At 56.0% G+C, this 23,054-nt stretch carries 21 protein-coding genes; 6 read left to right on the forward strand and 15 right to left on the reverse strand.

Annotation, left to right across the window (positions count from 1 at the left end):
- From HMPREF1627_RS05405 to HMPREF1627_RS05415, 3 genes are all read right to left on the reverse strand, one after another.
- On the reverse strand, positions 1 to 3,135 hold the full coding sequence (locus HMPREF1627_RS05405) for a UrvD/REP family ATP-dependent DNA helicase (RefSeq protein ID WP_034501756.1): 3,135 nt from the start codon (positions 3,133 to 3,135) through the stop codon (positions 1 to 3).
- A 123-nt stretch (positions 3,136 to 3,258) separates the two neighbouring features.
- A complete protein-coding gene (locus tag HMPREF1627_RS10565) occupies positions 3,259 to 4,074 on the reverse strand; it encodes an Ltp family lipoprotein (protein ID WP_052040857.1) in 816 nt (271 codons plus the stop codon).
- 290 nt (positions 4,075 to 4,364) lie between these two features.
- Positions 4,365 to 5,150, reverse strand: coding sequence for a DUF5067 domain-containing protein (locus tag HMPREF1627_RS05415; RefSeq protein ID WP_034501757.1), 786 nt, complete (start codon positions 5,148 to 5,150; stop codon positions 4,365 to 4,367).
- Positions 5,151 to 5,408: 258 nt separating this feature from the next.
- On the opposite strand from HMPREF1627_RS05415, the gene HMPREF1627_RS05420 reads away from it, so the two are divergent.
- Positions 5,409 to 5,633 carry a DUF3107 domain-containing protein gene (locus HMPREF1627_RS05420; RefSeq protein ID WP_034501760.1) on the forward strand — a complete coding sequence of 75 codons (225 nt, stop codon included), beginning with the start codon at positions 5,409 to 5,411 and terminating at the stop codon, positions 5,631 to 5,633.
- A gap of 40 nt (positions 5,634 to 5,673) precedes the next feature.
- Here HMPREF1627_RS05420 and HMPREF1627_RS05425 read toward each other — a convergent pair whose 3' ends face one another.
- On the reverse strand, positions 5,674 to 6,297 hold the full coding sequence (locus HMPREF1627_RS05425) for a ferritin-like fold-containing protein (RefSeq protein ID WP_034501763.1): 624 nt from the start codon (positions 6,295 to 6,297) through the stop codon (positions 5,674 to 5,676).
- Between the two features lie 183 nt (positions 6,298 to 6,480).
- On the opposite strand from HMPREF1627_RS05425, the gene HMPREF1627_RS05430 reads away from it, so the two are divergent.
- The gene (locus HMPREF1627_RS05430; RefSeq protein WP_034501765.1) at positions 6,481 to 8,088 is read left to right on the forward strand and encodes a DEAD/DEAH box helicase; all 1,608 of its coding nucleotides are present in this window, start codon (positions 6,481 to 6,483) and stop codon (positions 8,086 to 8,088) included.
- Positions 8,089 to 8,097: 9 nt separating this feature from the next.
- On the opposite strand, the gene HMPREF1627_RS05435 is transcribed toward HMPREF1627_RS05430, so the two are convergent.
- From HMPREF1627_RS05435 to HMPREF1627_RS05480, 10 genes are all read right to left on the reverse strand, one after another.
- A complete protein-coding gene (locus HMPREF1627_RS05435; protein ID WP_034501767.1) occupies positions 8,098 to 9,177 on the reverse strand; it encodes an ankyrin repeat domain-containing protein in 1,080 nt (359 codons plus the stop codon).
- 132 nt (positions 9,178 to 9,309) lie between these two features.
- Complete coding sequence (locus HMPREF1627_RS05440) at positions 9,310 to 9,654, reverse strand: DUF2249 domain-containing protein (protein WP_107066759.1); 345 nt, start codon at positions 9,652 to 9,654, stop codon at positions 9,310 to 9,312.
- A gap of 105 nt (positions 9,655 to 9,759) precedes the next feature.
- On the reverse strand, positions 9,760 to 10,725 hold the full coding sequence (locus HMPREF1627_RS05445; protein WP_034501989.1) for a helix-turn-helix domain-containing protein: 966 nt from the start codon (positions 10,723 to 10,725) through the stop codon (positions 9,760 to 9,762).
- Positions 10,726 to 10,852: 127 nt separating this feature from the next.
- Positions 10,853 to 11,458 carry a CPBP family intramembrane glutamic endopeptidase gene (locus HMPREF1627_RS05450; protein ID WP_034501769.1) on the reverse strand — a complete coding sequence of 202 codons (606 nt, stop codon included), beginning with the start codon at positions 11,456 to 11,458 and terminating at the stop codon, positions 10,853 to 10,855.
- A 58-nt stretch (positions 11,459 to 11,516) separates the two neighbouring features.
- Positions 11,517 to 12,329 carry a hypothetical protein gene (locus HMPREF1627_RS05455; RefSeq protein ID WP_034501771.1) on the reverse strand — a complete coding sequence of 271 codons (813 nt, stop codon included), beginning with the start codon at positions 12,327 to 12,329 and terminating at the stop codon, positions 11,517 to 11,519.
- Positions 12,329 to 13,057 carry an ABC transporter ATP-binding protein gene (locus HMPREF1627_RS05460; RefSeq protein WP_034501773.1) on the reverse strand — a complete coding sequence of 243 codons (729 nt, stop codon included), beginning with the start codon at positions 13,055 to 13,057 and terminating at the stop codon, positions 12,329 to 12,331. Before HMPREF1627_RS05460 ends, HMPREF1627_RS05455 begins: the two co-directional genes overlap by 1 nt.
- A 16-nt stretch (positions 13,058 to 13,073) precedes the next feature.
- Positions 13,074 to 13,439: a GntR family transcriptional regulator gene (locus HMPREF1627_RS05465; RefSeq protein ID WP_034501775.1), complete on the reverse strand. Its 366-nt coding sequence runs from the start codon at positions 13,437 to 13,439 to the stop codon at positions 13,074 to 13,076.
- Positions 13,440 to 13,626: 187 nt separating this feature from the next.
- On the reverse strand, positions 13,627 to 15,993 hold the full coding sequence (locus HMPREF1627_RS05470) for a glycogen/starch/alpha-glucan phosphorylase (RefSeq protein WP_034501777.1): 2,367 nt from the start codon (positions 15,991 to 15,993) through the stop codon (positions 13,627 to 13,629).
- A gap of 110 nt (positions 15,994 to 16,103) precedes the next feature.
- Positions 16,104 to 16,742: a MarC family protein gene (locus HMPREF1627_RS05475; protein ID WP_034501780.1), complete on the reverse strand. Its 639-nt coding sequence runs from the start codon at positions 16,740 to 16,742 to the stop codon at positions 16,104 to 16,106.
- Positions 16,739 to 17,584: a PHP domain-containing protein gene (locus tag HMPREF1627_RS05480; protein WP_034501782.1), complete on the reverse strand. Its 846-nt coding sequence runs from the start codon at positions 17,582 to 17,584 to the stop codon at positions 16,739 to 16,741. Before HMPREF1627_RS05480 ends, HMPREF1627_RS05475 begins: the two co-directional genes overlap by 4 nt.
- A gap of 57 nt (positions 17,585 to 17,641) precedes the next feature.
- Between HMPREF1627_RS05480 and HMPREF1627_RS05485 the strand changes: the two genes are divergently transcribed.
- Positions 17,642 to 19,174 (forward strand): aminopeptidase P family protein, encoded by a 1,533-nt coding sequence (locus tag HMPREF1627_RS05485; protein ID WP_034501784.1) that lies wholly within the window; start codon positions 17,642 to 17,644, stop codon positions 19,172 to 19,174.
- Positions 19,175 to 19,177: 3 nt separating this feature from the next.
- On the opposite strand, the gene HMPREF1627_RS05490 is transcribed toward HMPREF1627_RS05485, so the two are convergent.
- On the reverse strand, positions 19,178 to 19,897 hold the full coding sequence (locus tag HMPREF1627_RS05490) for a general stress protein (protein ID WP_081940768.1): 720 nt from the start codon (positions 19,895 to 19,897) through the stop codon (positions 19,178 to 19,180).
- 87 nt (positions 19,898 to 19,984) lie between these two features.
- Here HMPREF1627_RS05490 and HMPREF1627_RS05495 point away from each other — a divergent pair, with 87 nt between their 5' ends.
- From HMPREF1627_RS05495 to HMPREF1627_RS05505, 3 genes are read left to right on the forward strand one after another with little or no spacing between them, the layout of a single operon-like run.
- Positions 19,985 to 21,289 (forward strand): magnesium transporter MgtE N-terminal domain-containing protein, encoded by a 1,305-nt coding sequence (locus tag HMPREF1627_RS05495; RefSeq protein ID WP_034501787.1) that lies wholly within the window; start codon positions 19,985 to 19,987, stop codon positions 21,287 to 21,289.
- Positions 21,282 to 21,836, forward strand: coding sequence for a DUF1003 domain-containing protein (locus HMPREF1627_RS05500; protein ID WP_034501789.1), 555 nt, complete (start codon positions 21,282 to 21,284; stop codon positions 21,834 to 21,836). Before HMPREF1627_RS05495 ends, HMPREF1627_RS05500 begins: the two co-directional genes overlap by 8 nt.
- A 42-nt stretch (positions 21,837 to 21,878) precedes the next feature.
- Positions 21,879 to 23,009 carry an Mrp/NBP35 family ATP-binding protein gene (locus HMPREF1627_RS05505; RefSeq protein WP_034501790.1) on the forward strand — a complete coding sequence of 377 codons (1,131 nt, stop codon included), beginning with the start codon at positions 21,879 to 21,881 and terminating at the stop codon, positions 23,007 to 23,009.
- The last annotated feature ends 45 nt before the right edge of the window (positions 23,010 to 23,054 follow it).

Below are 23,054 nucleotides of genomic sequence, written 5' to 3' on the forward strand. Positions count from 1 at the left end.
TTACTCGACGCTCCTTTTTCCTTGGTCCTTCGCCGGGCAGGATCTGGTGAATTCGCAGTATCTGCATGCTTCGTCGGATGGCGTGGCTATAAAGTGCGGGCCTCGCATCCGTGAAGCGACCTCGTCGAGCTGGTTGATCCAGTCATTTTTACTGTTGTCATCGAGTGGCTCTTGGAGGATTGTCCGAACATCTCCGTATCCGAGGTATTTCAGTTCAGCGTCGATGATCATATAGCCGAGTTCTTCTGCAGCCAATTGATACAGGGCCAATTGCGGGTGGTCGGGATCGGTTTTGATTTTGCCTTTTGCACCTTTTTTACCGGTCTTGAAGTCGATGATCCGCGCGCTTTCACCGCTGACTTCTAGTCGGTCCATCCGGCCGCGGATGTTCACGCTTGATACGGGAACGTCGAAGGGGACTTCAACGCGCACCTCGCCTGTGGCACCTTCTAGGTACTCCCCTAGCGCGGAAGCCATGTCACGCAGATGGTTGAGATGAATCTTGGTTGCTGCAGGTTCTTCGTCCAGATTCATCGCTTGAATTTCTTCTTCGAGAGCCTTGACAACGGCTTGTTTTGGTCCGTGCGGAAACCGCTCGGCGAGGCTGTGGATCAGTGTCCCGTCGGCAGCGCTTTGTGTGGGCACAGATGAGCCACTGTTTGCCGAGAAGAACCAACGCAAAATACACGCACGCGCAGTGTCGAAGCTGGAGGGGCTGATGGAGACGTTCTGTTGTCCATAAATTGCGCTATCGGAGCTGATTCCCCCTGCGCCGATCCATTTGTCCGGCTGAGCGGTGTGAACGCCGTGCTGGGCGAGTAGAGCAAGAAGATTGGCCGCGAGTTCACGAGTCTGGTCGTCTTCTTGAGTTGCAAGGAATCGCAAGCGCGCAACATGACCTGATAGATCCAAAGATGGGGGTACTTCTTCTGGTGTGAATCCTTCTTCAGGGATCTCGATTCCACTTGCCTTCGCGATGAGCTCGACGAACTGTGAAGGAGCTTGGTCCTCATTCGAGACGACGCCGATGTGGAGGAAGCGCGTTGCCCTTGATGTTGCAGCAAGCAAGCGGCGCAGTTCATTGTCCAGAATGGCTCGACGTTGAATGCGTGGATCGTCAAGAAGAGGCGTTGTTTCGCTTGGGGTGCAGTCACTCCCCTGCGACTCGAGGCGGAGAATGTCCGTGAGGAGGTCGCCCCGCAGCAAGCGATGCCCGAGGCGTAAATCCGGCCATGAACCGTCTTGGAGTCCGTAGATTGCAACGGTGTCCCAGTGTTTCCCCATTGCTTGTTCTGGGGTGAGCACGTGAACACCTTCACGGCGAAGTGCTGTTCGTGCGATTGTGTCGATGGGAACGTCCGATTGGAGCAGCTCGGCTGCGAAGTCTGCGGCGTTTCCTTGCGGATTGCGCTGCTGCCAGATGTCTGCGACACGGAAAAGCGCAATCACCGCGTCGAGCACGTCGTCGTAATAGTCGGAATCGGCGTCTTGCGCGAGTGCTCGATCGCTCAAGGTTTGGGCGACATCTGCCGTCTCCCAAGCCTTCCATAGGCCTTCTTCTGCGCTCAGTCCTGTGCTTTCTTTCCACAGGGACGAGGCCGTAAGTAGTTTGCGTAGTTCTGTTTCGACATGGTGTGGCAGAGAATCGGAATCCACGAGGATCCGAGAAAGCATGTCTGTTGTTAAATGCTGCGAGAGAGCTCCATCGCGGACAGTTTCGCTGTGCGCCCACACGTAGTTCTGAATTGCTGATCTGACGTGAAGCGTATCGATTGAAATCAGGTCGGAGCGAAGCCACAGGTCGATGAGCTGAGCTGCGCTGTCACTGTGTGGAATCAGCGATGTCAGTAGTGCCGATGTCATTGAGTTGGCGGCAAAGTCGAAGGCTTGTTGTCCTCCGGCAAGGGGAATATAGCTCCGCTTGAGGGCTCTTCGCGCCTGTTGAATGAGGGACTGAGAGCGGACAAGAACAAGTTGGCGGGACCAGGGAATATCGTCGTGAAGATAGTGCGAACGCAAGGCGTAGCCGATTGCCGCACCCATCTGTGCTGAGCTTGCACAGGAGTGAATTCGTACCGGGGTTTCTGTATCTGTTGTTCCTCCGAGGAATGGGGCGGAACGCCGAGAAAATGGACCGGATTGGGTGATATGCGAACTGATCTGGCGATTCAGTTCATGCAGTCGCGGAGTTGAATGATAGCTTCCGCCGCAATCGTCAATGTCGACGCCTAAGACTTTTGCGAGATCAAGGTCGAGGTTCGCGTAACCGCGCTTATACGCGGTCACAGATACGTCCGGATTGGAAAAAGCAATGATCTGGGTGCCGTGTTGGCGCGCGCTTTGAAGCAGTGGGAGAAGCGAAGGCGTGCAATCCTGCAGATCATCAATGAGGATGCACTGCGGTAGTGGTGCATCGCTGCGGAGCCGCAAAGTCTCAATGTCTTGATCCCAGCGCGAAAGCAGTCGCGCTGCACTGCGACCAAGGGCAGCGCCGTGAGCTTGCATTGTTCCACGGTATTCCACTGCAAGTTCGGGGATCTCTTGCCATTTGCGCAGGAGGAATGCGACGGTTTCCCATTGCGGGATTGAATGGGTTTTCCCGAGTTGTACAAGGCTGTCGGGAGCGAGCCCTGCCTCGGCAGCAAGATCAATGAGATAGCGCAGCTCCATCTTAAAAGCGGGCAGCGCTTGAATAGTTTGCGAGAGATCTTCCGGCCAGTTGAGGGGCGTTGTCTCAAGAAGCTGCACGATCAGACGATCGATGCTTGCACCGGTGAGCAGTTCAACGTCCCCCAGAGGTTCGTCACGCGTATTGCGCCACTGAGAAACGATGGAATACGCCCAAGCTGTGGGCGTGCGTACAGGACGAACAGCATCGGGAGCCATACTTTGGACAGCTGGCATCAGTGCGTCGGCCCGCGAACGGTCAGGAGTAAGTACAAGAAAGCTGCGTCCCTGTCGAACGAGCTCTGCGATTGCGCTGAGCAGGAGTGTGGTTTTTCCGCTTCCAGGGGCACCGCGAAGTACAGCGTCGGAAGTCATCATGCGTTGGAGGAGTGCACGCTGATGATCATCAAGGTCAGGAAGGCCGGAAAATCCGGAGCCAATCTCTATCCGTACCTGTTTGTTACCCATATAGTGATTCTGACAGAGGCCATGTGCATTTGGAGTCAACTTTTGGCTTCACGTCGAAATTGAGAAAAATGTGCCCCCGAAGCGGAAGCTTCGGGGGCACATGCAATTACTCTCTACCGCATTTCAATCGCCAAGATGCGATACTGCGTAGTCAGCTTCCTCAGCAGTGAACTGTTCGCCGTATTCGCTCGTCAGTTGATTTCGAATTGCTTCATCCGACATATTCATGAGCCGCTCGTACTCCTTGGCCTTCGCCAAAGCATTCGCATTCCAGTCAGCTTGGACGTTGTCAATTGCGTATTGAGCAGCGTCCGGAGAGAAATTCTCCGCTTGGCTAACGAGTTGGTCATAAATACCACGCTTTGACATGTGAAGTTGTGTCGCATAGGTTTCAGCAGTCTTCAAAGCCTTACGGTGCTCGCGCGGGACATCCTTGTCACTGGAGGCATTTGAAGCGGCTGCTTCTGGAGTAGAAGTCTGCTGAGCAGCCGCAGGTGTTTCAGTGTCATGATGCACAAAGAGGGTGATCGTCGCGTCAGCAGGCAGCTTTGTTCCCGCCGCAGGGGTCTGGGACGTCACTGTCCAGTTGCTCACCTTAATGACGGCTTTCTTTCCGGCTTCATCCTTAAATGAAATTCGTGTGACACCAAGACCTTGAAGAGAAGCTTCCGCTTGGTCTCCCCGCATTCCAACAAGGTCTGGCAGCTCAATGGGATCAGCCGAAGGTGACGCCGAAGACGAAGATGTTGCAGACGCCGTCGTGGACTGGCTTGCATTGGGCTGTGAAAGGCCACCAATTACCGCAAGACCAAGAAACACAGCGAGCGCGATGAACCACCATTTCTTGTAAAACGGTTTGGCAGTAGGTAATTCCGACGACATCCCAGGAGCAAAAGCCCCATCAACGGGCATTTCCTGCGGAGAAGAAGGAAGCGACATCGCTCACCTTTCGAGTAGATTCAACTTTGAATTTTCCTGACAAAACACAAGATAACACATCAAAGCGACCTGATAACAGCCGTCTCTCACACGATTTCCAGCACAACACCACAATTCAACCACCTGGACAGTAAACCGCGGCAACGCGCAATTGCCCCCACAATTACGCTCTTGCAGAAATAGCAGGCCCGCTCCCCTGGCTACACGTACTATGAGGACACAGAAGACCCCCGAAGCGGAAGCTTCGGGGGCACATTCTGGCAGTCATACTCAAAGTGAGGGCTTACCCTTTACTGAAGTGAATAATCCTTTTTGAATGCCTTCGTTGAAGAGATAGTGCTGTCAATCATCAGGGTAACTGGAGCGGTTGCATCGCGAAGAACATACCCTTCCACAAGGGTCACACTTTTACCAGCTGGGACCTCTTCCAAGTCAGCAAAAGGCTCGTATCCTTCAGGCTTTAGATCATCGGAATAAACCGCACTATCGAGCTCAGCCTTGTTTTGGGATACCTCAATATAGTATGCAAAAGGATTCAAACTGCTTGTGTCGTTATTTGTGATCTTTAAGGTCACAGCAACCGTTGGTTCACCGTCACTGTCATCTACCGACTCCTCGACCTTCTTCACCTCAATCGTGACCTTACCGTTCTCCAGCTGAACAACATCCGAGGTCGCACCAGCTTTGGAAGCTTGCGGCGATACAGAAGATGTCCCAGCGGCCTCACCATTAGCCTTCGAATACATAGCTTGGCCTCCCAAAACAGCAGCAATAGTGAGAGTCGAAATCACCAGTGAAGCAATTGCCATACTGGAGCCGCGATGAGCCTTATTCGGGAGCGTTTGAGCAACGGCAACGATCGCCAAGATAGTAGCGACCAGAGCCAGAATTAAAATCAGATATTTAAGAGCCGGAACCCAGAACAGGAGAAGAGAAATAATTCCCAACACGAGTGCGGTGATAGCAAGGGGAGATAAGGGTTTAACTACAGGTGCTACTCCAAATTGTCCTTGAGGAGGAACAGTCGAATAAACCCCCTCAACGGGCATTTCCTGCGGATAAGGAGGAAAAGACATCGTTCACCTTTCGAGTAGATTCAACTTTAAGCTTTACCGCCAGAACACAAAACAACTCGTCAATACAAACCGATAGCTGCCGCTTCTCGCACTATTTTCAACACAACCCCACATACTAACCACTTAGATACTAAACCGCGACAACGCTTCGACCGACCCCACAATTACGCTCTTGCAGAAATAGCAGGCCCTCTCCCCCGCCTGCACGTACTATGAGGACACAGAAGACCATTCGATCCACGACAGCTGGGAGTCGCAGTGAACATTACGATCGGTATCAATGCAAGTCCGCGCGAGCTCGACCTAGAGGTAAACCTCAGTGAAGACGAACTCTTCGCTCAAGTAAGTGAAGCCCTCCGCGCTCAAACGCCGCTACTCCTGACCGACACTAAGGGAGAGAAAACACTCATCCCCGCGCAGGCAATTTCCTTCGTGCGCGTCACGGCGCAGCAGAGCCACCGCGTCGGCTTCGCCATTCACTGAGAAGCCGCGCGTTTATTCCTTCACAAGTCCACCTGTTGCCCTAGGCGCGCAGGTGGATTTCCTTCATTCGCTCAGCATGTTCACTGCTCAGCACTTCAGCAATGGTGTCTGAGTCTTCGGGTGACAGCGATAGGTCCGGGTGCATAAACATCGTCGAACGCACCAAACCCAAAACTTCTCCGGCAACTCGGCGCGCCCACAAGGACAGCCTCGCCGCAAGCTGCTCGTCGGCCTCGAAAATGGGGGCAAGGTTCTCGCGCACCCACTCCCCCTGTTCAAGATCCCAATTCGCTCCGGGGAAAAGATTCTTTCGCGAAGCGATCTCGCGCAGGAAACCGCCAAGGACACCCAAGGTCACATAGGTTTTAATGGAGCGCTCATGCCATGTCTTCGGGCGCGTGCGGGCATCGAGGTCGTCATAGAGCCCGTCGTAGGCTCGCGCATACGTAGACAAATCCATTCCACGGTGAGTACACCACGTCTCAACCTGAGTAAAAGTCTCGAAAACACGCGTCGCCATACGTGCGTGTTCCACCTTCGCTTCGAAGGTCGGAGCCTGGTCACTATCCTTTGCCAGGCGAGTCATTGCAGCCAAAATCGAATACGCGATCAGACCGACGACTTCCGCGTCGCTGTCCGCCACAGGTTCATAGGTGCGTTCCATGGCATAACACTACATCACGCAAACGTGACGGGTTCCTCTTCGGACAAACCTTGTCAACCTCGTACAATGAAAAAGACAGTGCTGACCGATCGCACGCGAGAAAAGTTTCCCGGGCAAGTGCCCACAAGAAGACCGCGATCGGCTGCAATTCTCAACGGGGTTTTTCCCCAGGACAGGTTGATTGTGACTTCACCTTCTGAGTACTCCGCCGGCGTTGTTCGTCTTGGCGCGATTGCTGCCCCTTCCACTGAAGAAGAGACCACCCCCGATATTACGAACTCGGGAAATGAAACTTTCGAAGCGAAGTCTTTCGCTGATTTCGGGGTCAGTGACCCCATTGTTGATGCGCTTGAAGAACGCGGCATCACCCACCCCTTCCCGATCCAGGCCCTGACTCTTCCCGTTGCACTGGATCGCCACGACATCATCGGTCAGGCCAAGACCGGTACCGGTAAGACTCTGGGATTTGGCATCCCCGTCTTGGAAGACGTCATCGCCCCGGATGAAGAGGGCTACGAGGACCTTCTCAACCCAAATATGCCGCAGGCACTCATCATTTTGCCGACCCGCGAGCTCACCAAGCAGGTGGCCGAAGATCTCCGAGCGGCAGCCTCGCACCTGTCGACGCGCATCGTTGACATCTACGGTGGCGTCGCATTTGAACCCCAGATTGAGGCACTCAAGCGAGGAGCGGATATCGTCGTCGGTACCCCCGGGCGTTTGATCGATTTGCTCCGTCAAGGTGTGCTGCACCTGAACGGCGTGGAAAACGTTGTCCTTGACGAGGCCGACGAGATGCTTGACCTGGGCTTCCTCCCGGACGTGGAAACTTTGCTTTCGCGTATTCCCGCGGACCGTCACATGATGCTTTTCTCGGCAACCATGCCCGGTCCGGTGATCACGCTGGCTCGCAAGTTCATGACCCAGCCGACCCACATCCGCGCGCAAGATCCTGACGATCAGGGACAGACCGTCAACACGGTCCAGCAGGTCATCTATCGCGCTCACGCCATGAACAAGACCGAGATTGTTGCTCGTATCTTGCAGGCACGAGGCCGCGGTCGCGCTGTGATTTTCTGTCGTACTAAGCGTGCGGCCGCGCGCGTTGCCGACGAGCTCAGCGAGCGCGGTTTTGCCGTTGCGGCCCTCCACGGCGACTTGGGCCAGGGCGCGCGTGAGCAGGCTCTGCGTGCTTTCCGTAATGGCAAGGTCGATGTTTTGGTTGCAACCGATGTTGCCGCGCGTGGCATCGACGTTGACGATGTCACCCACGTCATCAACTACCAGTGCCCCGAGGACGAGAAGGTCTACATCCACCGCATTGGTCGCACCGGTCGCGCGGGGAATTCTGGCACAGCCGTAACCTTCGTGGATTGGGACGATGTCCCGCGCTGGTCATTGATTTCGAAGGCGCTGGGCTTGGGAGTTCCCGAACCTCTGGAGACCTACCACACCTCGCCGCACCTGTACACGGACTTGGATATTCCCGAGGACGTTACCGGGCGTCTGCCTCGTGCGAAGCGTACGCGCGAGGGACTTGGCGCCGAAAAGCTTGAGGATTTGGGCGCTCCTTCCCGCCGTGGACGAGGCCGAGGCCGCTCAGGTGCTCGCACGTCCTCCCGCTCTGGCGAGGGTAGCCGAAGTAGGCGCCGCGGCCGTAAGGATGGCGATCAGACGATGAATCCTGGAAAGCAGGGGCGCTCCGACCGCGGTACGAAGGGCCGTGGTCGTGGTGAGCACTCGCCCGCTCCGCGTAAGCGGGTGCGCCGTCGTAAGGGCAGCGAGGAGTAAGGCGCGCGTTTACCGGCCGAGGAAAGGCAGGGTGTTTTCGCGTAAGACAGGATTGGCAAGCACCCAGTGAACAGCGGCTTCCCTCAGGACATCGCTGGCCTCGGTTGATTTTCCACCGCGAAGATCCCCCACTGCTTTCGTGGCACGCGCAAGCTCGTCTGCGCTGAGGGGGACCTGAGAGGAAATGATCTCGAGGAATTGCTTGAGGATCGCGTTAAAAGTCGGTTCCCAGTTAATGCCGCCGTTATCGTAGACCTCGTAGGCGACCTTACCCGTGATCCTGATGGCTTCACCTTGGAGTGTCTCGGCCTGATTATCAAGCGGAACGAGCAAGTCCCAAAGTTCGTTGGAAAGCTTCTTCCAGCTCTTCGAGGAGTCGAGCTCAAGCTTTTCTCCAACGCTAGGGGCGGGACGCGCAACTTGCTGAGCGACGCCGAACATTTCGCACAGCTGCCGCAAGGCTTCCGCGGCTTCTTGGAAGCGGGGCTTGCTGGCCTCTTCAGGGTTGTGGGCGATGATCGAGCAGCGATCTTTATCCATGGCTTGAAGAGCTTTGTATTCCTCGCCGCTTGGGTGTGCGCCGTGGGCACGCAAGACGTTGAAAACACGCAGGATTCTGGGGGAATCAAAGAAGTTGTACCAACTGAGCGCGTACTTCGTCAGTGTGTAGTCCCCATAGATTTTTGAATGCGCATCAAGAGTGGGGTCAGCACCCCATTGGATCATCTGTTCCACCTCGGGCGCGTCTAGGCGTTCGACAGCGCCGAACAACGGAGTTTGGTCCGCGTTATCTCGGGCATTGATATCGCCGCCAAGAGCAATCAGACCCGGGATCAGATCGGGTCGACGGTTCTTAACGCGGCAGTGAATGGGGGTTTGTCCGCGTTCATTGCGACAGTTGATGTCCTCGCCTCGAGCGACCAAGAACTCGACAATCTCTTGCGAACAGAGGAGGTGCAAGAGCTTGGGCTTTCCGTATTCACTCCGCAGGTATGCGCCAATCTCGCAGTTTTTCACTGCCTCAGCCACGGCCTCGACGTCCCCGCTTGCAAGGATCTCTTTGATGTCATTGGGGAGAGTTTTGCGCATACTGGCCTCCAAGTGAACGTTATTCTTCAAGAATAGCGTCTTGAAGGATCCCTCTCCCCCGACACCTCTCTGCGTAATCCCGCGGTCTTGAACCTAGGCGCGCCATCGGGGCGAACAGTTTATATATTCTGCTCAGCCAACGCGGGAGATTTTAACAATCGCTCCTTCATCGCTAACGGCAAGCAGCTCGTAGGCAAACTCGCCTTCTAGCATCATGTCGATCTGGTTGAGCAGGGGCGTTGGCACGTGAGGCGCAACCAGCTCCATGGCCTCGCCAACATTCAGAGAAGAAACGGCACCCAGGATTGCGGGGTGACGCAAGCGAGGCGGGAAGGGACGCGCATCCAAGCGCGGAAGCTGAGCACCATGATCGCAACCGCAACCGCATCCACCGGAGTTCTGAGCAGGCTCCTGCGCCTTTTCGGCGGAAACATCGCGGAGGTCAAATTCGGGCAGGTCAGAATTGGGTTCGATCATGAGTTTCCTCTCGTCGGGCCTCGGCGAGTGTCATTAACGCCTGAGCAACAGCTTCTAATAAAACATAGTTTATACGTTTTTATTAAAGCTGCCCTTTGAGGGGTCTTACTCCTCCGAATCCGTCAACACCCGCTGAACGAAACGCGGAAGAGCGGCGGGACGTTCACGGCGCCCTCCCCTAGTGAAGAAGAACATGCGAATACGCCCCCACAAGGTCGTGCGCACGCTGGAAGGCCAACGGTGGGTAATGTACTCAACCGCGTCGGAAACCTCGAGGCGCCGCGTTGAGTTACCCACGCGAACCCACAGCTCCGGCGCACCCTTCCCCTTCGGGCCGAGGAGGTACACAGGCCTCGGACTGGGAGGAACGGTCACGCGGCAGACTTCTTGAGCCTCGTAGCCTTCTTGGGGATCCGTGGCCGGAGCAAAGTCGATGCTTGGCAGCGCAGCCGCATTAGTTCCGAGGCGTTGCCCCCACAGATCGCGAATCCACAGTTCAAAACGATCAGCATCAGGACTCTTCAATGTCGCATAGTCCGGGCCTAAACCGATGAGTTTTCCGTCATCATCAACACCGATAAGGAGCGTTCCGCCACCGGAATTCATGAAGGCAGCAACAGTCTTGGCAATGACGGTCTCCATCGCATCATCCCGCTGCTGGGTACGCATATTCCAGCGTGCGCTGGACTTGAATTCGCGCGTATCGGATTCGCCTCGCGCGGCAACCTCAGCGATCGGATCGAGGCCGGGACGCGGGTGCAGATAGGCGATGATGAGAGCGCAGACAGTGACGACAAGGAGGGAAACCACAGCCGCCACGGCAATCATGGCCGGGCGCCACATATCAGAGCTTGAGAAGATCCAGCCGGCAAAGAGCAGTCCAGCCCACACGCCAAGCATGCCGGTCAAGGTTGCGGAGGCGGTGGACATTGTCATTCGCGAGGCCAGGAAACGGCGAACGATCATGCCAATGAGCCAGGCAAGCACGACAACTGCGACTTGAATCCCAACCCATCTGAGCAAATCAGGGTTTTGAGGAGTCGCGGAGAAGTTCGGCTGACCCGTATTCATGTCAACGATCATTCGGCTTCCTTTGAATATTTCGCCTGCGCCTCGCGGCGATAGAAGGAGTGTCATCGAGGTTTAACGGTACCCAGTCGCCCGCGGAAAAGCTCAGCGATATTCACAGAATTATCCCTTAGGCAAGAAACCCGAAGACCGCTCCCCAACCAACGAGGAGGTTGGCAAGGGAATGCATCATCCAACTGGGAAGAATGGAACCGCCTGCCGCCTCTTCGTTCACCCAACCCATAATCCAGCCACTGACCGCAGTCAGCACTCCCACGCCAATAAGTGGGAACAGGGTGAACGCTGAGGAAAGCAGAACCACATGTACAAGACCGAAGACCACGGCCTGCACTGTGTTTCCAACTCTGAATCCGAACTTTTCGCTCAGCTTCTTTCCAAGGAACCCTCGAAAGAGGATCTCTTCCGATAGGCCGGTCTGAATGAAGGCGTAGAAGAGGACCGCTATCGCTCCATAGATCCCGCTACCTGCGAAGCGTGAGGAGGCTGTCCCGCCAGCAGCCGAGGAAAGAAGCGCGACTGAAAGCACGGCGACAGCGGCCCATACCATGAGCGCAAGCACAAGACGCTGGCGCGCTGCTTTCCACTCGGGCACGACGAGGCCAATCCACGTTGCGAACTCAACACGCCTGCGCGTTGTCACAGCCCACCATGCAACCGGAATAACAAGTGCAAGTGAGAGCTGAACAAAAGACGAGATAACAGTCGTGAATACCATCGCAGCCTCCAACAATTGCGCGCAGTCTGCTTTCAAGGATACAGAGCGCGCGATTAGCTCATCGCAAAGACGTGTGCCTTTCAATTGAGCGCGATGCCCACACTGCAAGTAATAGTGCAAAGAGAGGGACCAAAATGCAGGCGCCCATTCCCCAAACATTGGGGTAGCCATCGGTGCTTAAAGTCGCGCGATATGACGTCCACATGACCTCGGTACTGAAATGGCCGTCGGGTGTCATTGAGAAGGGCATGAAGAACGTTCCAACTCCGCTCAAAACCTGGTCAACGATGTAGAGCAGGACTAATCCGATAGCCACCGCACCGAAGCCCATGTGGTTGAAACGCCCTTCGGCCGCAAGAGTCATGACCGCACAGACCTGAAGAATCAGCGCAATACACGAAACGATCCAGGTAATAAACAAAACCACAAGCACCAGAGTCGAAAAAGTCGCAAATAGCGAACGCGGACCAGCAGTGTAGTCGGCGAGAGTGATGCCCTGACTCCATGCCGCCGCCCACGCAACTGCAATGCCTCCGCCGATGGCTAAGGCAAGTGCGACGAGGAATTCAATGATCATTCGACTGACCTTTGCCCAGTAGATCACGGCACCCGACACGGGCAGAGTCATGGTGAAGTACCCCTGTTGTCCATACAGAGTCTTCCAGTAGTCACTCATTCCACTGATCGCTATACCCACAGGAATCGCTACGCACATCAGGTAGCCAAACATAGTCATCGTCCCGCTCAGTCCCGGGACTCCACTTGCAACGACACCGACCGTCACAAGAAGGATCGCAAGCACAGTCCCCATTTCGCGAAGATCAGCGCGCATGCGACTACCGATTTCGTAAGACAGCATTTTCCCGAACATCAGCGGTATTCCTTCCTGAAAATCGCATCTAAAGAGTCCCCTCGCGTTGCACGCAGATCATCCGCATCTCCGTGAAGAAGAACCTGTCCCTCTTTCATAAAGAGCGCATAGTCGACGAAATGCTCGATATCCGAAATCAGGTGGGTTGACATAATGAGCAGCGACTCGGGATTAAACTCACGCAGGATGCCTTCGAGGATGATGTCGCGCGTCGCAGGGTCAACACCGCTGATGGGCTCATCCAACAAGAAGACCTTCGCTTTGCGTGCCATGATCAGGCTGATCTGGAGCTTTTCTCCCATTCCTTTGCTCATCTCACTAAGCGGCCGATTCTCGGGGAGTTTAAAGAAATCAACCATGGTTCGCGCTCTTTCCGGTTCAAAATCAGCAAAGAAACGCGAGTAGATGTTAATCGCACGCTCCACGGTCCATTCGCCGTTAAGGAATGCTGCCGAAGGCAAGTACGAAACAATAGATTTTGTACCGATTCCGGGTTTATGCCCGTCGATACTCACCTGTCCTTGGTAATCATTCAATACGCCTGCAAGGATTTTCAGCAATGTCGTTTTCCCACATCCGTTGGGACCCATAAGACCGACGATGTGCCCGGCATCCAGTGACAGCGAGTAGTCCCGTAGTGCCGGCGTTTTCCGGTAATGCTTCGTGAGGTGGTCCACGTGGACGAGGCCGTGCCCCGCACACCTTGACCGCTCAGTTTGTGTGGTCATGAGTATGCCTCCTTGGCTACTTCTCCGTGACATCCCAACGTTGATCGATCAGAGCCCGGGCACCTTCCAGATCGATTCCCAGTGAACGGCACGCGCGAATGTAGGCATCTGCCGCGAGATGCGCGTCGTTCTTCCGCAGAGCATGCAGAGCGCACTCATCGGTTGCGACAAAGCGTCCTGCGGTCCGCTTCGGGACCGTCAGCCCTTCTTCGTCAAGTGCACTCAGGGCTCGCTGAACGGTATTGGGATTGGTGCCTGCCTCGATCGCGAGATCACGCACGGAGGGGATCTTTTCGCCTGGTTTCCACGTACCGTCGGTAATACGACCGCGGAACGAATCAGCTAATTGGATCCAGATTGGACGGGTGTCATCGATGCGCATCGATGTATCCCTCCTGTCTATCTGTATTAATACACTAATACAGTGCCACACTATCGAAACTGTGTCAACACAGTAATACAGTTTGGTCGGAAACGGAGGACAACAAACACCCCGTTGGGAAAATCCCAACGGGGTGTTACGGCATTAAGCCACGCATTCAGCCTCTAACAGGCCGCCTATGCCACATTCACGCAATCGGCTCGGCGCTGATGTGCCAAACCTCGCGAGCGTAATCACTGATCGTGCGGTCAGAAGAGAAACGACCGGAACGCGTGATATTGACCCAAGCCTTGCGTGCCCAAGCCTCTTGGTCACGGTAATCCTGTGCCATACGGTCCTTTGTTTCACGGTAGGAAGCGAAGTCGCCCAAGACGTAGTAGACGTCAGCAGGCTCATATCCCGATTCCAGAAGCGACCAACGCAGATCATGGAACCAACCGGAGTTGGAATCATTCAAGGTTCCATCGGTCAAAGCATCGATCACGCGCTTCAAGCCAGGCACGTTCTCGTAGTGCCAGCGAGGATCGTAGTGGCGACGAAGCTCGGGAAGCTCATCATCGGTTGCACCGAAAATGTATGCGTTCTCTTCTCCCACGGCCTCGAGAATTTCAACGTTCGCACCGTCCAAGGTTCCCAAGGTCAGCGCGCCGTTCATCATGAACTTCATGTTGGACGTGCCCGAGGCTTCCTTACCGGCCATCGAGATCTGCTCGGAAACATCCGCAGCAGGAATGATGTGCTCGGCGGGCGAGACATTGTAGTTGTGGACGAAGACAACCTTGATACGGCCATTGATGTCCGGATCGTTATTGACCAGGTCAGCAATGGTGTTAATCAGCTTGATAATCGCCTTCGCGCGAATGTAGCCGGGGGCAGCCTTCGCACCGAAAACGAACACGCGCTTAGGAACATCCAGAGCAGGATTGTCCTTGATACGGAAGTACAAATCCAGCACATAGAAGGCATTAAGCAGCTGACGCTTGTATTCGTGCAGACGCTTGATCTGAACATCAAAGATTGCATCGGGATCAATTTCGACACCCTCGCGAGCCTTCACCCACGCGGCAAAATCAACCTTGTTCGCATGCTTGATCTGAGACAAACGCGCATACAGATCAGCGTTTCCAGCATCAGTAAACTTCGCAAGCTCATCAAGATCGGTCACCCAGCGATCCGATCCGGTCACCTCGTCAAGGAGGGCCGCCAGGCGCGGGTTGCACTGCTTGAGCCAACGACGTGGAGTCACGCCATTGGTCTTGTTATTAAAGCGCTCGGGCCAAATCGCGTACCACTCTTTGAGCGTCTCACGCTTGATAATTTCAGTGTGCAGTGCAGCCACGCCGTTGATCGAGTACGAGGCGTAGCAGGCAATCCACGCCATGCGGACAGTGTTGCCCGAGACGGGAGCCATGTAGTCGATGGTCGCGCCATCAACGCCACGCTCGGACATGTCCAGACGGAAACGACGATCGATCTCGCGAACGATTTCAGAAATACGGGGGAAGAGACGATCGAAGATGTGGATGTCCCAAGTCTCCAGAGCTTCAGCCAAGACCGTGTGGTTCGTGTACGCGAAAGTATGGGAGACAACTTCCCATGCTTCTTCCCATCCGAGGCCGTGCTCATCCATCAGGATGCGCATGAGCTCGGGGATGGCCAGAACCGGGTGCGTGTCATTGAGCTGAACGGCATTGAACTGTGCAAAGCCGCGCAGGTCATCGCCATGTTCAGCAACGTAGTTATCAACGATTGCCTGCAGAGAGGCCGAGCAGAAGAAGTACTGCTGGCGCACGCGCAGGACCTTACCTTCGAAGGTCGTATCGTTGGGGTACAGCACACGGGAAATATCCATAGTGCGCTCGCGATCAACGATCGCATCGGTGAAGCGCTGAGAGTTGAAGGCGTCGTAGTCGAAGTCCTCCATGGGCTCGGCCTTCCACAGGCGCAGCGTATTGACGTTCTTCGTGCCATAGCCGGTAATCGGCATGTCATAAGGAATGGCGCGGACAGTCAGATCCGCGTAGCGAACGATGCGCTGTTCTTCCTCACGGCGAATGACGAAGGGGTAGCCCTCTTCCATCCAAGGGTCGGGATGCTCAGTCTGGAAGCCATTATCGAAAAGCTGCTTGAACAGACCGTAACGGTACAAAATACCGTAACCAGCAACCGGCAGGTCCAAGGTTGCACACGAGTCCAGGAAGCACGCAGCCAGTCGACCAAGGCCACCGTTACCCAGCGCCGCATCGGGCTCTTCTTCCAAGACCACGGACAGGTCCTTGCCCAGTGCCGCCAAGGCCTCGCGGGCCTCGTCAACCATTCCAAGGTTGGAAAGATTGTTTAGGAGCGCCCGGCCCATCAGGAATTCTGCTGAAAAGTAGTGTTCCATGCGCCCCACTGCGTAGGTGCGCTCTGTTGCATGCCAGCGATCAGCGATGCGATCGATGATCGCTGCAGATAGTCCCTGCCATGCTTCCATCTCGGTTGAGACGCGTTCAGGGCGTCCAGAGACCGCTCGAACCTGCGACTTTAGCTGTTCCTCTAGGGACCGGCTCATAAAATCTCTCCTTGCGATTGACTCAGTACTACCGGTAGCACTGAGTCAAGCCTACTGCAGGCTTTCGCGTGGTAGCGAGATTAAAGTCCTCTGCTGTTTGTCAACCGACCCTACTTGACAATCCCAGCATTCTTAATGAAGTCGAAAACTCCACCCATGACCAGTTCGGTTGCAATTGCGGCAAGAAGCACACCGGAGATCTTAGTGAGCAAGAGGATTCCGCCTGTTCCCAGAAGACGAGAAAGCTCAAGCGAGAAGCGCATCGATGCCCAGATGACGACGTGGGTCGCAACCACTGCCAGAACCACCGCAACAATGGATCCCGTCGTATGCGCCTGGGCCATCGACACCATGACGGCGACAATCGCACCGGGGCCGGCAAGCAGAGGAATACCCAGGGGAACAAGAGCCACGTTCACAGCATCATCGCCCGTATCCGGCTGGTCCATATCGCTCGAGGTCAACAGTTCCATTGCGACCAAGAAGAGGAGCACACCTCCGGAGAGCTTTAAGGACTCCATCGAGATCTGCAGCGCTCGAAGAATCTGCTGCCCCAAGAAAGCAAAAGCCAAAATCACGCCGAAAGACACCAGGGATGCCTGGACGGCTGCCTTACGCTGCGCTTTAGGCGAGAACTTTGACGTCAATGCCAAGAACACGGGCATCAAGCCCATCGGGTCCAAAATGACAATCAGGGTCGCAAAAGTCGTCAGTAGTACCGTAACGTCCACAACAGAGCCAATATTCATGGGCGCAAGACCTCTAAAAACGCTTCCTCTTCGAGTTTGTTCAGAACCGACTGATCCGTAAGGTTTTCTCCAAGCCGATTCGGTTTGCCTCGCCCATGGTAGTCAGATGAACCAAAGACTTCCAGCTTCAAACGACGGGCAATTCTATCGACATCCGCACGGTCCTCATCCCCGTGATCTCGGTGATCACGTTCAATACCGAACAGACCCGCTTCTTTCATCATGTCAATGACTTCTTCAGGCAAGAGCCGCTGACGTGCACGGGCGCGAGGATGAGCCAAAACCGGAACGCCCCCCGCAGCACGCACCAGCTCAACCGCGTCAATAGGATCGGGCGCCCAATGCATAACAAAATAGGGGCTTGAGGGATGCAAAGCCTTAACAAAAACCGCACTGCGATCAGGGAAAGCACCGATCGCAACAAGGGCATCAGCAATGTGCGGACGCCCAACCGGTCCCCCATCGGGTGCCAAAGCCTGAACCTGCTCCCAGGTGATTGGATAGTCTTTCGAAATTCTCTCGACCATTCTTTGCGCGCGCGTCAGGCGTGACTCCGTGGCGCGGCGCTGGACGGAAAGCAAGGCCTCGTTCGTCGGATCGGGAAGGTAACCCAAGAGGTGGACGGTGATTCCCTCGCGCGCACACGACAATTCGACACCGCGAACCAACGCAACCCCGGTGGACTCAACGCAAGCGGCAGCCTCGTCCCACCCCGCGTAGGTATCGTGATCGGTCAGACCGACAACGTCCAAACCCGCCTCGCGGGCCTTGTGCATCAGTTCTTCCGGGGTATCGGTTCCATCCGAATACGCACTATGCGTGTGAAGATCGATCCTGCTCATGCTTTTAGGATACGGTCCCCCTAGCATGCCCCGCTGTGAAAGTGAGACCATGGCACCATGAATACGAGTGATACCACTTCTAACCAAGAATCGGCCGACACCTTGGCCGAGCGCGTGAACAACCGTTCGCGCCGCCCATCATCGGATGCTTTCCGCGAGTTCATGGGCTCAAACTGGGGTCCCCGTCCCGAAGCAGGGATCACGCGAGCACCCGTCGCCGATTATCTTCCCGCGCGCGCCGTAGCAGCGGGCGAGCCTTTCCCCGGCGAACGCCTCGTCATCCCCGCAGGCACCTACAAGGTCCGCTCGAACGACTGCACCTACCGTTTCCGCGCGTACTCTGCTTTCGCGCACCTGTCGGGTCTGGGCCAAGAACGCGAACCTGATTCCGTAATCGTTTTGGAGCCTCTCCCCTCCGGTGGCCACGAGGCCGTGCTTTTCTTTAAGCCCCGAACCTCGCGTTCCTCGCAGGAGTTCTACTCTGATTCGCGCTACGGCGAGTTCTGGGTGGGCGCACGCCCCTCGCTCGAGGAAGTCGCAACAGAAACCGGGCTGCGCTGCGAGCACATCGACACTCTGCGTGATGCACTGGCTAAGGACGCGGGAAGCGTTCGTCTTCGCGTGGTCCGCAACGTTGACGAGGCCGTCGAGGCGATGGTCAACGAAGTGCGCCTCCAGGCAGGCCTCCCCTTCGGTGGAGATGCCACTGAAAGCGATGATGCGCTTGAGGAACGCCTCTCCGAGATTCGTCTGTGCAAGGATGAGTTTGAAATCTCTGAACTTCGTCGCGCAATCGAGATCACGAAGGCCGGTTTTGAGGACATCTTGCGGGCCCTCCCCCGCGCCGTGGGACACCATCGTGGCGAGCGCGTGATCGAAGGCGCTTTCGGGGCGGTCGCACGCGAAGAAGGCAACGGTCTGGGCTACGACACCATTGCGGCCTCGGGAAACCACGCGAATACACTCCACTGGATCGATAACGACGGCCCGGTGAACGAAGGCGACTTGGTTCTGGTCGATGCTGGCGTCGAGGTCGATTCTCTTTACACCGCAGATATCACCCGCACGCTCCCCGTCAATGGAAGCTTCTCCCCCACTCAGGCGAAGGTCTATCAGGCGGTTCTGGATGCCTGCGAGGCCGCACTCGAACGCGCGAACCAGCCGGGAACGCGCTTCCGCGATGTTCACGATGCCGCAATGAAGGTCATTGCCGGACGCCTTGAGGAGTGGGGACTTCTGCCTGTGAGCGCCGAAGAATCACTCTCCCCCGAAGGCCAACAGCACCGTCGCTGGATGCCCCACGGCACCAGCCACCACCTGGGATTGGACGTTCACGACTGCGCTCAGGCGCGCCGCGAAATGTACCAGGATGCGTTCTTGCAGCCGGGAATGTGCTTCACGATTGAGCCCGGCCTGTACTTCCGTGGCGATGACATGGCCATCCCCGAGGAATTCCGTGGAATCGGCGTGCGCATTGAAGACGATGTTCTGGTCAACGCCGATGGTAGCGTCACGCGAATGTCAGAGGATATTCCTCGAAAGATTGCCGATGTTGAGGAGTGGATTCGCCAGGCGCAGCAGCGCGCCTAGCTTTCAGTCCTGAGAATCCGGCCGGGGTGCTTCTTCAGAGGAATCTGAGGGAGCACCCTCTGCTTTGCTGTGGTCTGACGAGGCCGTGGGCTGTGCCTGCTCTTGCGGAGTATCCGCTGCTTGAGAAAGACGCACTCCAAAGCGCGGCTGTTCATCTGGGCGCGATCCATATTCCGTGGGGCCGCTGCTTTCGCGGGGCGTGCGCGCCCGACGCGGACGCATCTGATTGCCCTGAGTCTTTTGCAATAGTTCAAAGGCCTCACGAATGCGATCCACACCCGCAGCTTTGGCAATGATCACTGCGTAACGCCCAGCAACCACTTGGGATTGAGAGTAAAAATCGCGTCGGCGCCTGCGCATGAAGAAAAGGGAAGTACTCAAGCACGCGGTCATGAAAGCACCTGCAAGCATGCACGCGCCCACCCACACCATGGTGTTTCCCTGGTTGATTGAGAGCACGATGCCGATCATTGCGCCCCAGAGTGCACCGTTCATCACTGCAGAGGAGACTGCACGCGCCCAGGTGACGCGTCCCATGATTCGTTCTACCGAATACAAGTCGGTTCCAACGACGCTGACCTGTTCGACTTCGAAATCGTTGCTGGCAAGAACCTCAAGCGCAGCAAGGGCTTCTTCATAGGAGCCGTAGGAGGCAACCTCCGTGCCATCGGGCAGCCGTCCGCCACCGTTTCTCCGCACAACTCCATTGACAGGTACGCTCATGTTTTCCCTTTCCTTGTTCTGACATCGTAGCGAGAACTCAAGATGGATGGGCGGGTAAGAAGTTCGCTGTGGGGATAAACTGGCCAAGTGAGCAGTGCACCTTTAAACGTCGGAACAGCAGGACGTCGTATCTTTATCGGCAAACTTGCCGGAACGAGCGTCTTTGACCCCCTGGGCGAAAAAGTGGGAGTCATTCATGACGTCGTGGTGACTTTCCGATTGCACTCAACCGCGAATGTCATTGGCTTCGTTGTCGAGGTCGGTCCCCGAAAGCGCGTATTCCTTCCCTTTACGCGAGTCACTGCAATCGAAGCTGGCTCAGTGATCACCACCGGCTTGCTCAATATTCGTTCCTTCACCCAGCGCCCCGTCGAAACCCTGGTGATTACAGAGCTCTTCGACCGCGAAGTGACCATGAACGACGGAAGTGGCGCTGTCAAGATCCTTGATGTCGCAATGCAGCAGCGCCGGCCTCGTGACTGGATTATCTCGACCCTCCACGTCCAACGTATCCGTACGACCGCTTTGGGCTTTAAGCGCGGCGGAACCACCATGACGGTGGGAGTGGATGAAGTTTCTTCACTCCTCAAGACTGACTCAAACCAGGCCGCAACAGCGCTTATTCAGCAGACCGAAGACATGAAGCCCGCGGACCTTGCGGACTTCATCCATGATCTTCCCGCTGATCGCCAGCTGGCAGTCGCCGCCGAGCTCCCCGACTCGCGTCTGGCCGACGTCCTTGAGGAACTGGGCGATGACGACCGAGTGTCGATCCTGTCCCAGTTGGAAGCAAGTCGAGCCGCCGATGTTTTGGACGTCATGCAGCCTGACGACGCAGCCGACCTTGTCGCCGAGCTCCCCGTTGAAACAGCTCAATCCCTTCTGTCCTTGATGGAACCGGATGAGGCCGCGGACGTTCGCCGATTGATGGCGTACAAGGAATCAACGGCGGGGTCGCTGATGACAACCGAACCGGTGATTCTCGGACCCGACGCGACCGTGGCTCAAATGCTGGCCTCGATTCGGCGATCTGACCTCCCTGTTTCTTTGGCTGCAGCAACCTTCATTGCGCGCCCTCCCTTAGAGACCCCGACCGGGCAATATCTTGGTGCTGTCCATTTCCAACGCGCTCTTCGCGAACCTCCCAATACTCTCTTGGGAACCATCATGGATACGGATTTGGACAAGCTCTCTCCGAATGCGCACGTTGCGACCGTGACACGTCTGCTCGCAACGTACAATCTGACCGTTCTTCCCGTTGTTGACGAAGATGGGCACCTCTTGGGCGCCGTGTCTGTTGACGACGTCTTGGATGAGCTTCTCCCCCGCGACTGGCGCGACTGGGATGACGATGTCACCGACCGAGTAATGGCAAGGAGTATTGATGGCTGATCGTCTTGATACCCCGAGCGAGCGGAAGTTTAAGCTTTTTCGTCGCCGTTCCTCCGGTGATGGTTTCGGCCAGTTCGCCGAGGCAACCGCTCGCTTCATGGGCTCGCCCAAATTCATTTTGTACATGACGATCTTCGTCGTGACATGGATTGCTGCGAACGTCATACTGTACAGGGTTTCTGAGCAGTACGCTTGGGATGCCTATCCTTTCATTTTGCTGAATTTGGCCTTCTCAACCCAGGCTTCATATTCGGCACCTCTGATCCTTCTTGCACAGAATCGTCAAGATGACCGCGACCGCGTGCAAGCAGAACAAGATCGTCAGCGCGCTGAACGCAATCTCGCTGACACCGAGTATTTGACCCGCGAAATTGCAGCTTTGCGTATTGCTCTTCAAGACGTGGCGACCCGCGACTTTGTGCGATCGGAACTGCGCGACATGATGGCTGACCTTCGCGAGGAACTCGATGCTCGCGATGAAAAAGCAGAGTCGATCGACAACGACAATCCCGCAGATCTTTCAACGCCTCGCACCACTGAGAGCTAAACCGCTGCGCACAAGAGCGGCTAGGGTCATAGGATTGACACCATGACTTTGACTTCGCAGAACGTTCTTGATGCCCTGTCGGCCGTTATCGATCCGGAAATTCGTCGCCCGATCACCGATCTCAATATGGTTGATGAGGTTGTGATCGATGGCTCTACCGTCTCGGTAACGATCCTCCTGACGACTGCAGGATGTCCGCTGCGAAACACAATTTCCGAGGACGTTCACAAGGTCCTTCGCGCACTCGATGGCGTCACCGATGTCAAGGTGACTATGGATGTCATGAATGACGAGCAGAAGAAGGCCCTGCGCGAAAAGCTCAACGGCGGGCGCCCCGAGCGCGAAATTCTCTTCGCACGCCCCGATTCCCTGACACGTGTCATTGCTGTGACCTCCGGTAAGGGCGGTGTCGGTAAATCTTCAATGACGGCAAATCTTGCAGCCGCACTGGCACGTTCGGGCCTGAAAGTCGGCGTCATGGACGCGGACATTTACGGCTTCTCGATTCCCCGCATGCTGGGTGTCGCCCACGATCCTCAGGTGATCGACGGAATGATCATTCCCCCGCTTGGCGCCCAAGGCGTCAAAGTCGTCTCCATTGGCATGTTCGTTCCCGACGGTCAGCCCGTGATTTGGCGCGGCCCGATGCTCCACCGTGCACTTCAGCAGTTCTTGGCAGATGTGTTCTGGGGAGATCTGGACTTTCTCCTCATCGATATGCCTCCCGGGACCGGAGACGTTGCAATCTCAATTTCTCAGCTCCTCCCCAATGCTGAGATTCTTGTCGTTACGACCCCGCAGGTTGCTGCAGCCGAAGTTGCTGAGCGTGCAGGTTCGATCGCGTCGCAGACCAACCAGAAGGTCATCGGCGTCATCGAGAACATGTCCTACCTGCCTCAGGAGGATGGCTCGAAGCTTGAGATTTTCGGCAGCGGCGGCGGGCAATCTGTCTCAGATCGCCTGAGCGCTCAGCTTGGCTACGATGTTCCACTCCTCGCCCAAGTTCCTTTGGATATTGCCCTGCGCGAAGGCGGAGACGCAGGAGATCCTGTTTCCGTGCACGAAGGAGAGGCCGCTCAAGTTCTTCAGGAACTTGCCCGCACGCTCTCTCACGCCTCGCGAGGCCTCGCAGGGCGTCCCCTGGGTGTTGCTCCCCTGAATAAGACCATCTAATTCAACGAATAAAACCCCGTCATTGGGCGCGTAGTCGCCCCAGTG

It is taken from the genome of Actinomyces sp. S6-Spd3 (assembly GCF_000758755.1).
Classification (GTDB): domain Bacteria; phylum Actinomycetota; class Actinomycetes; order Actinomycetales; family Actinomycetaceae; genus Pauljensenia.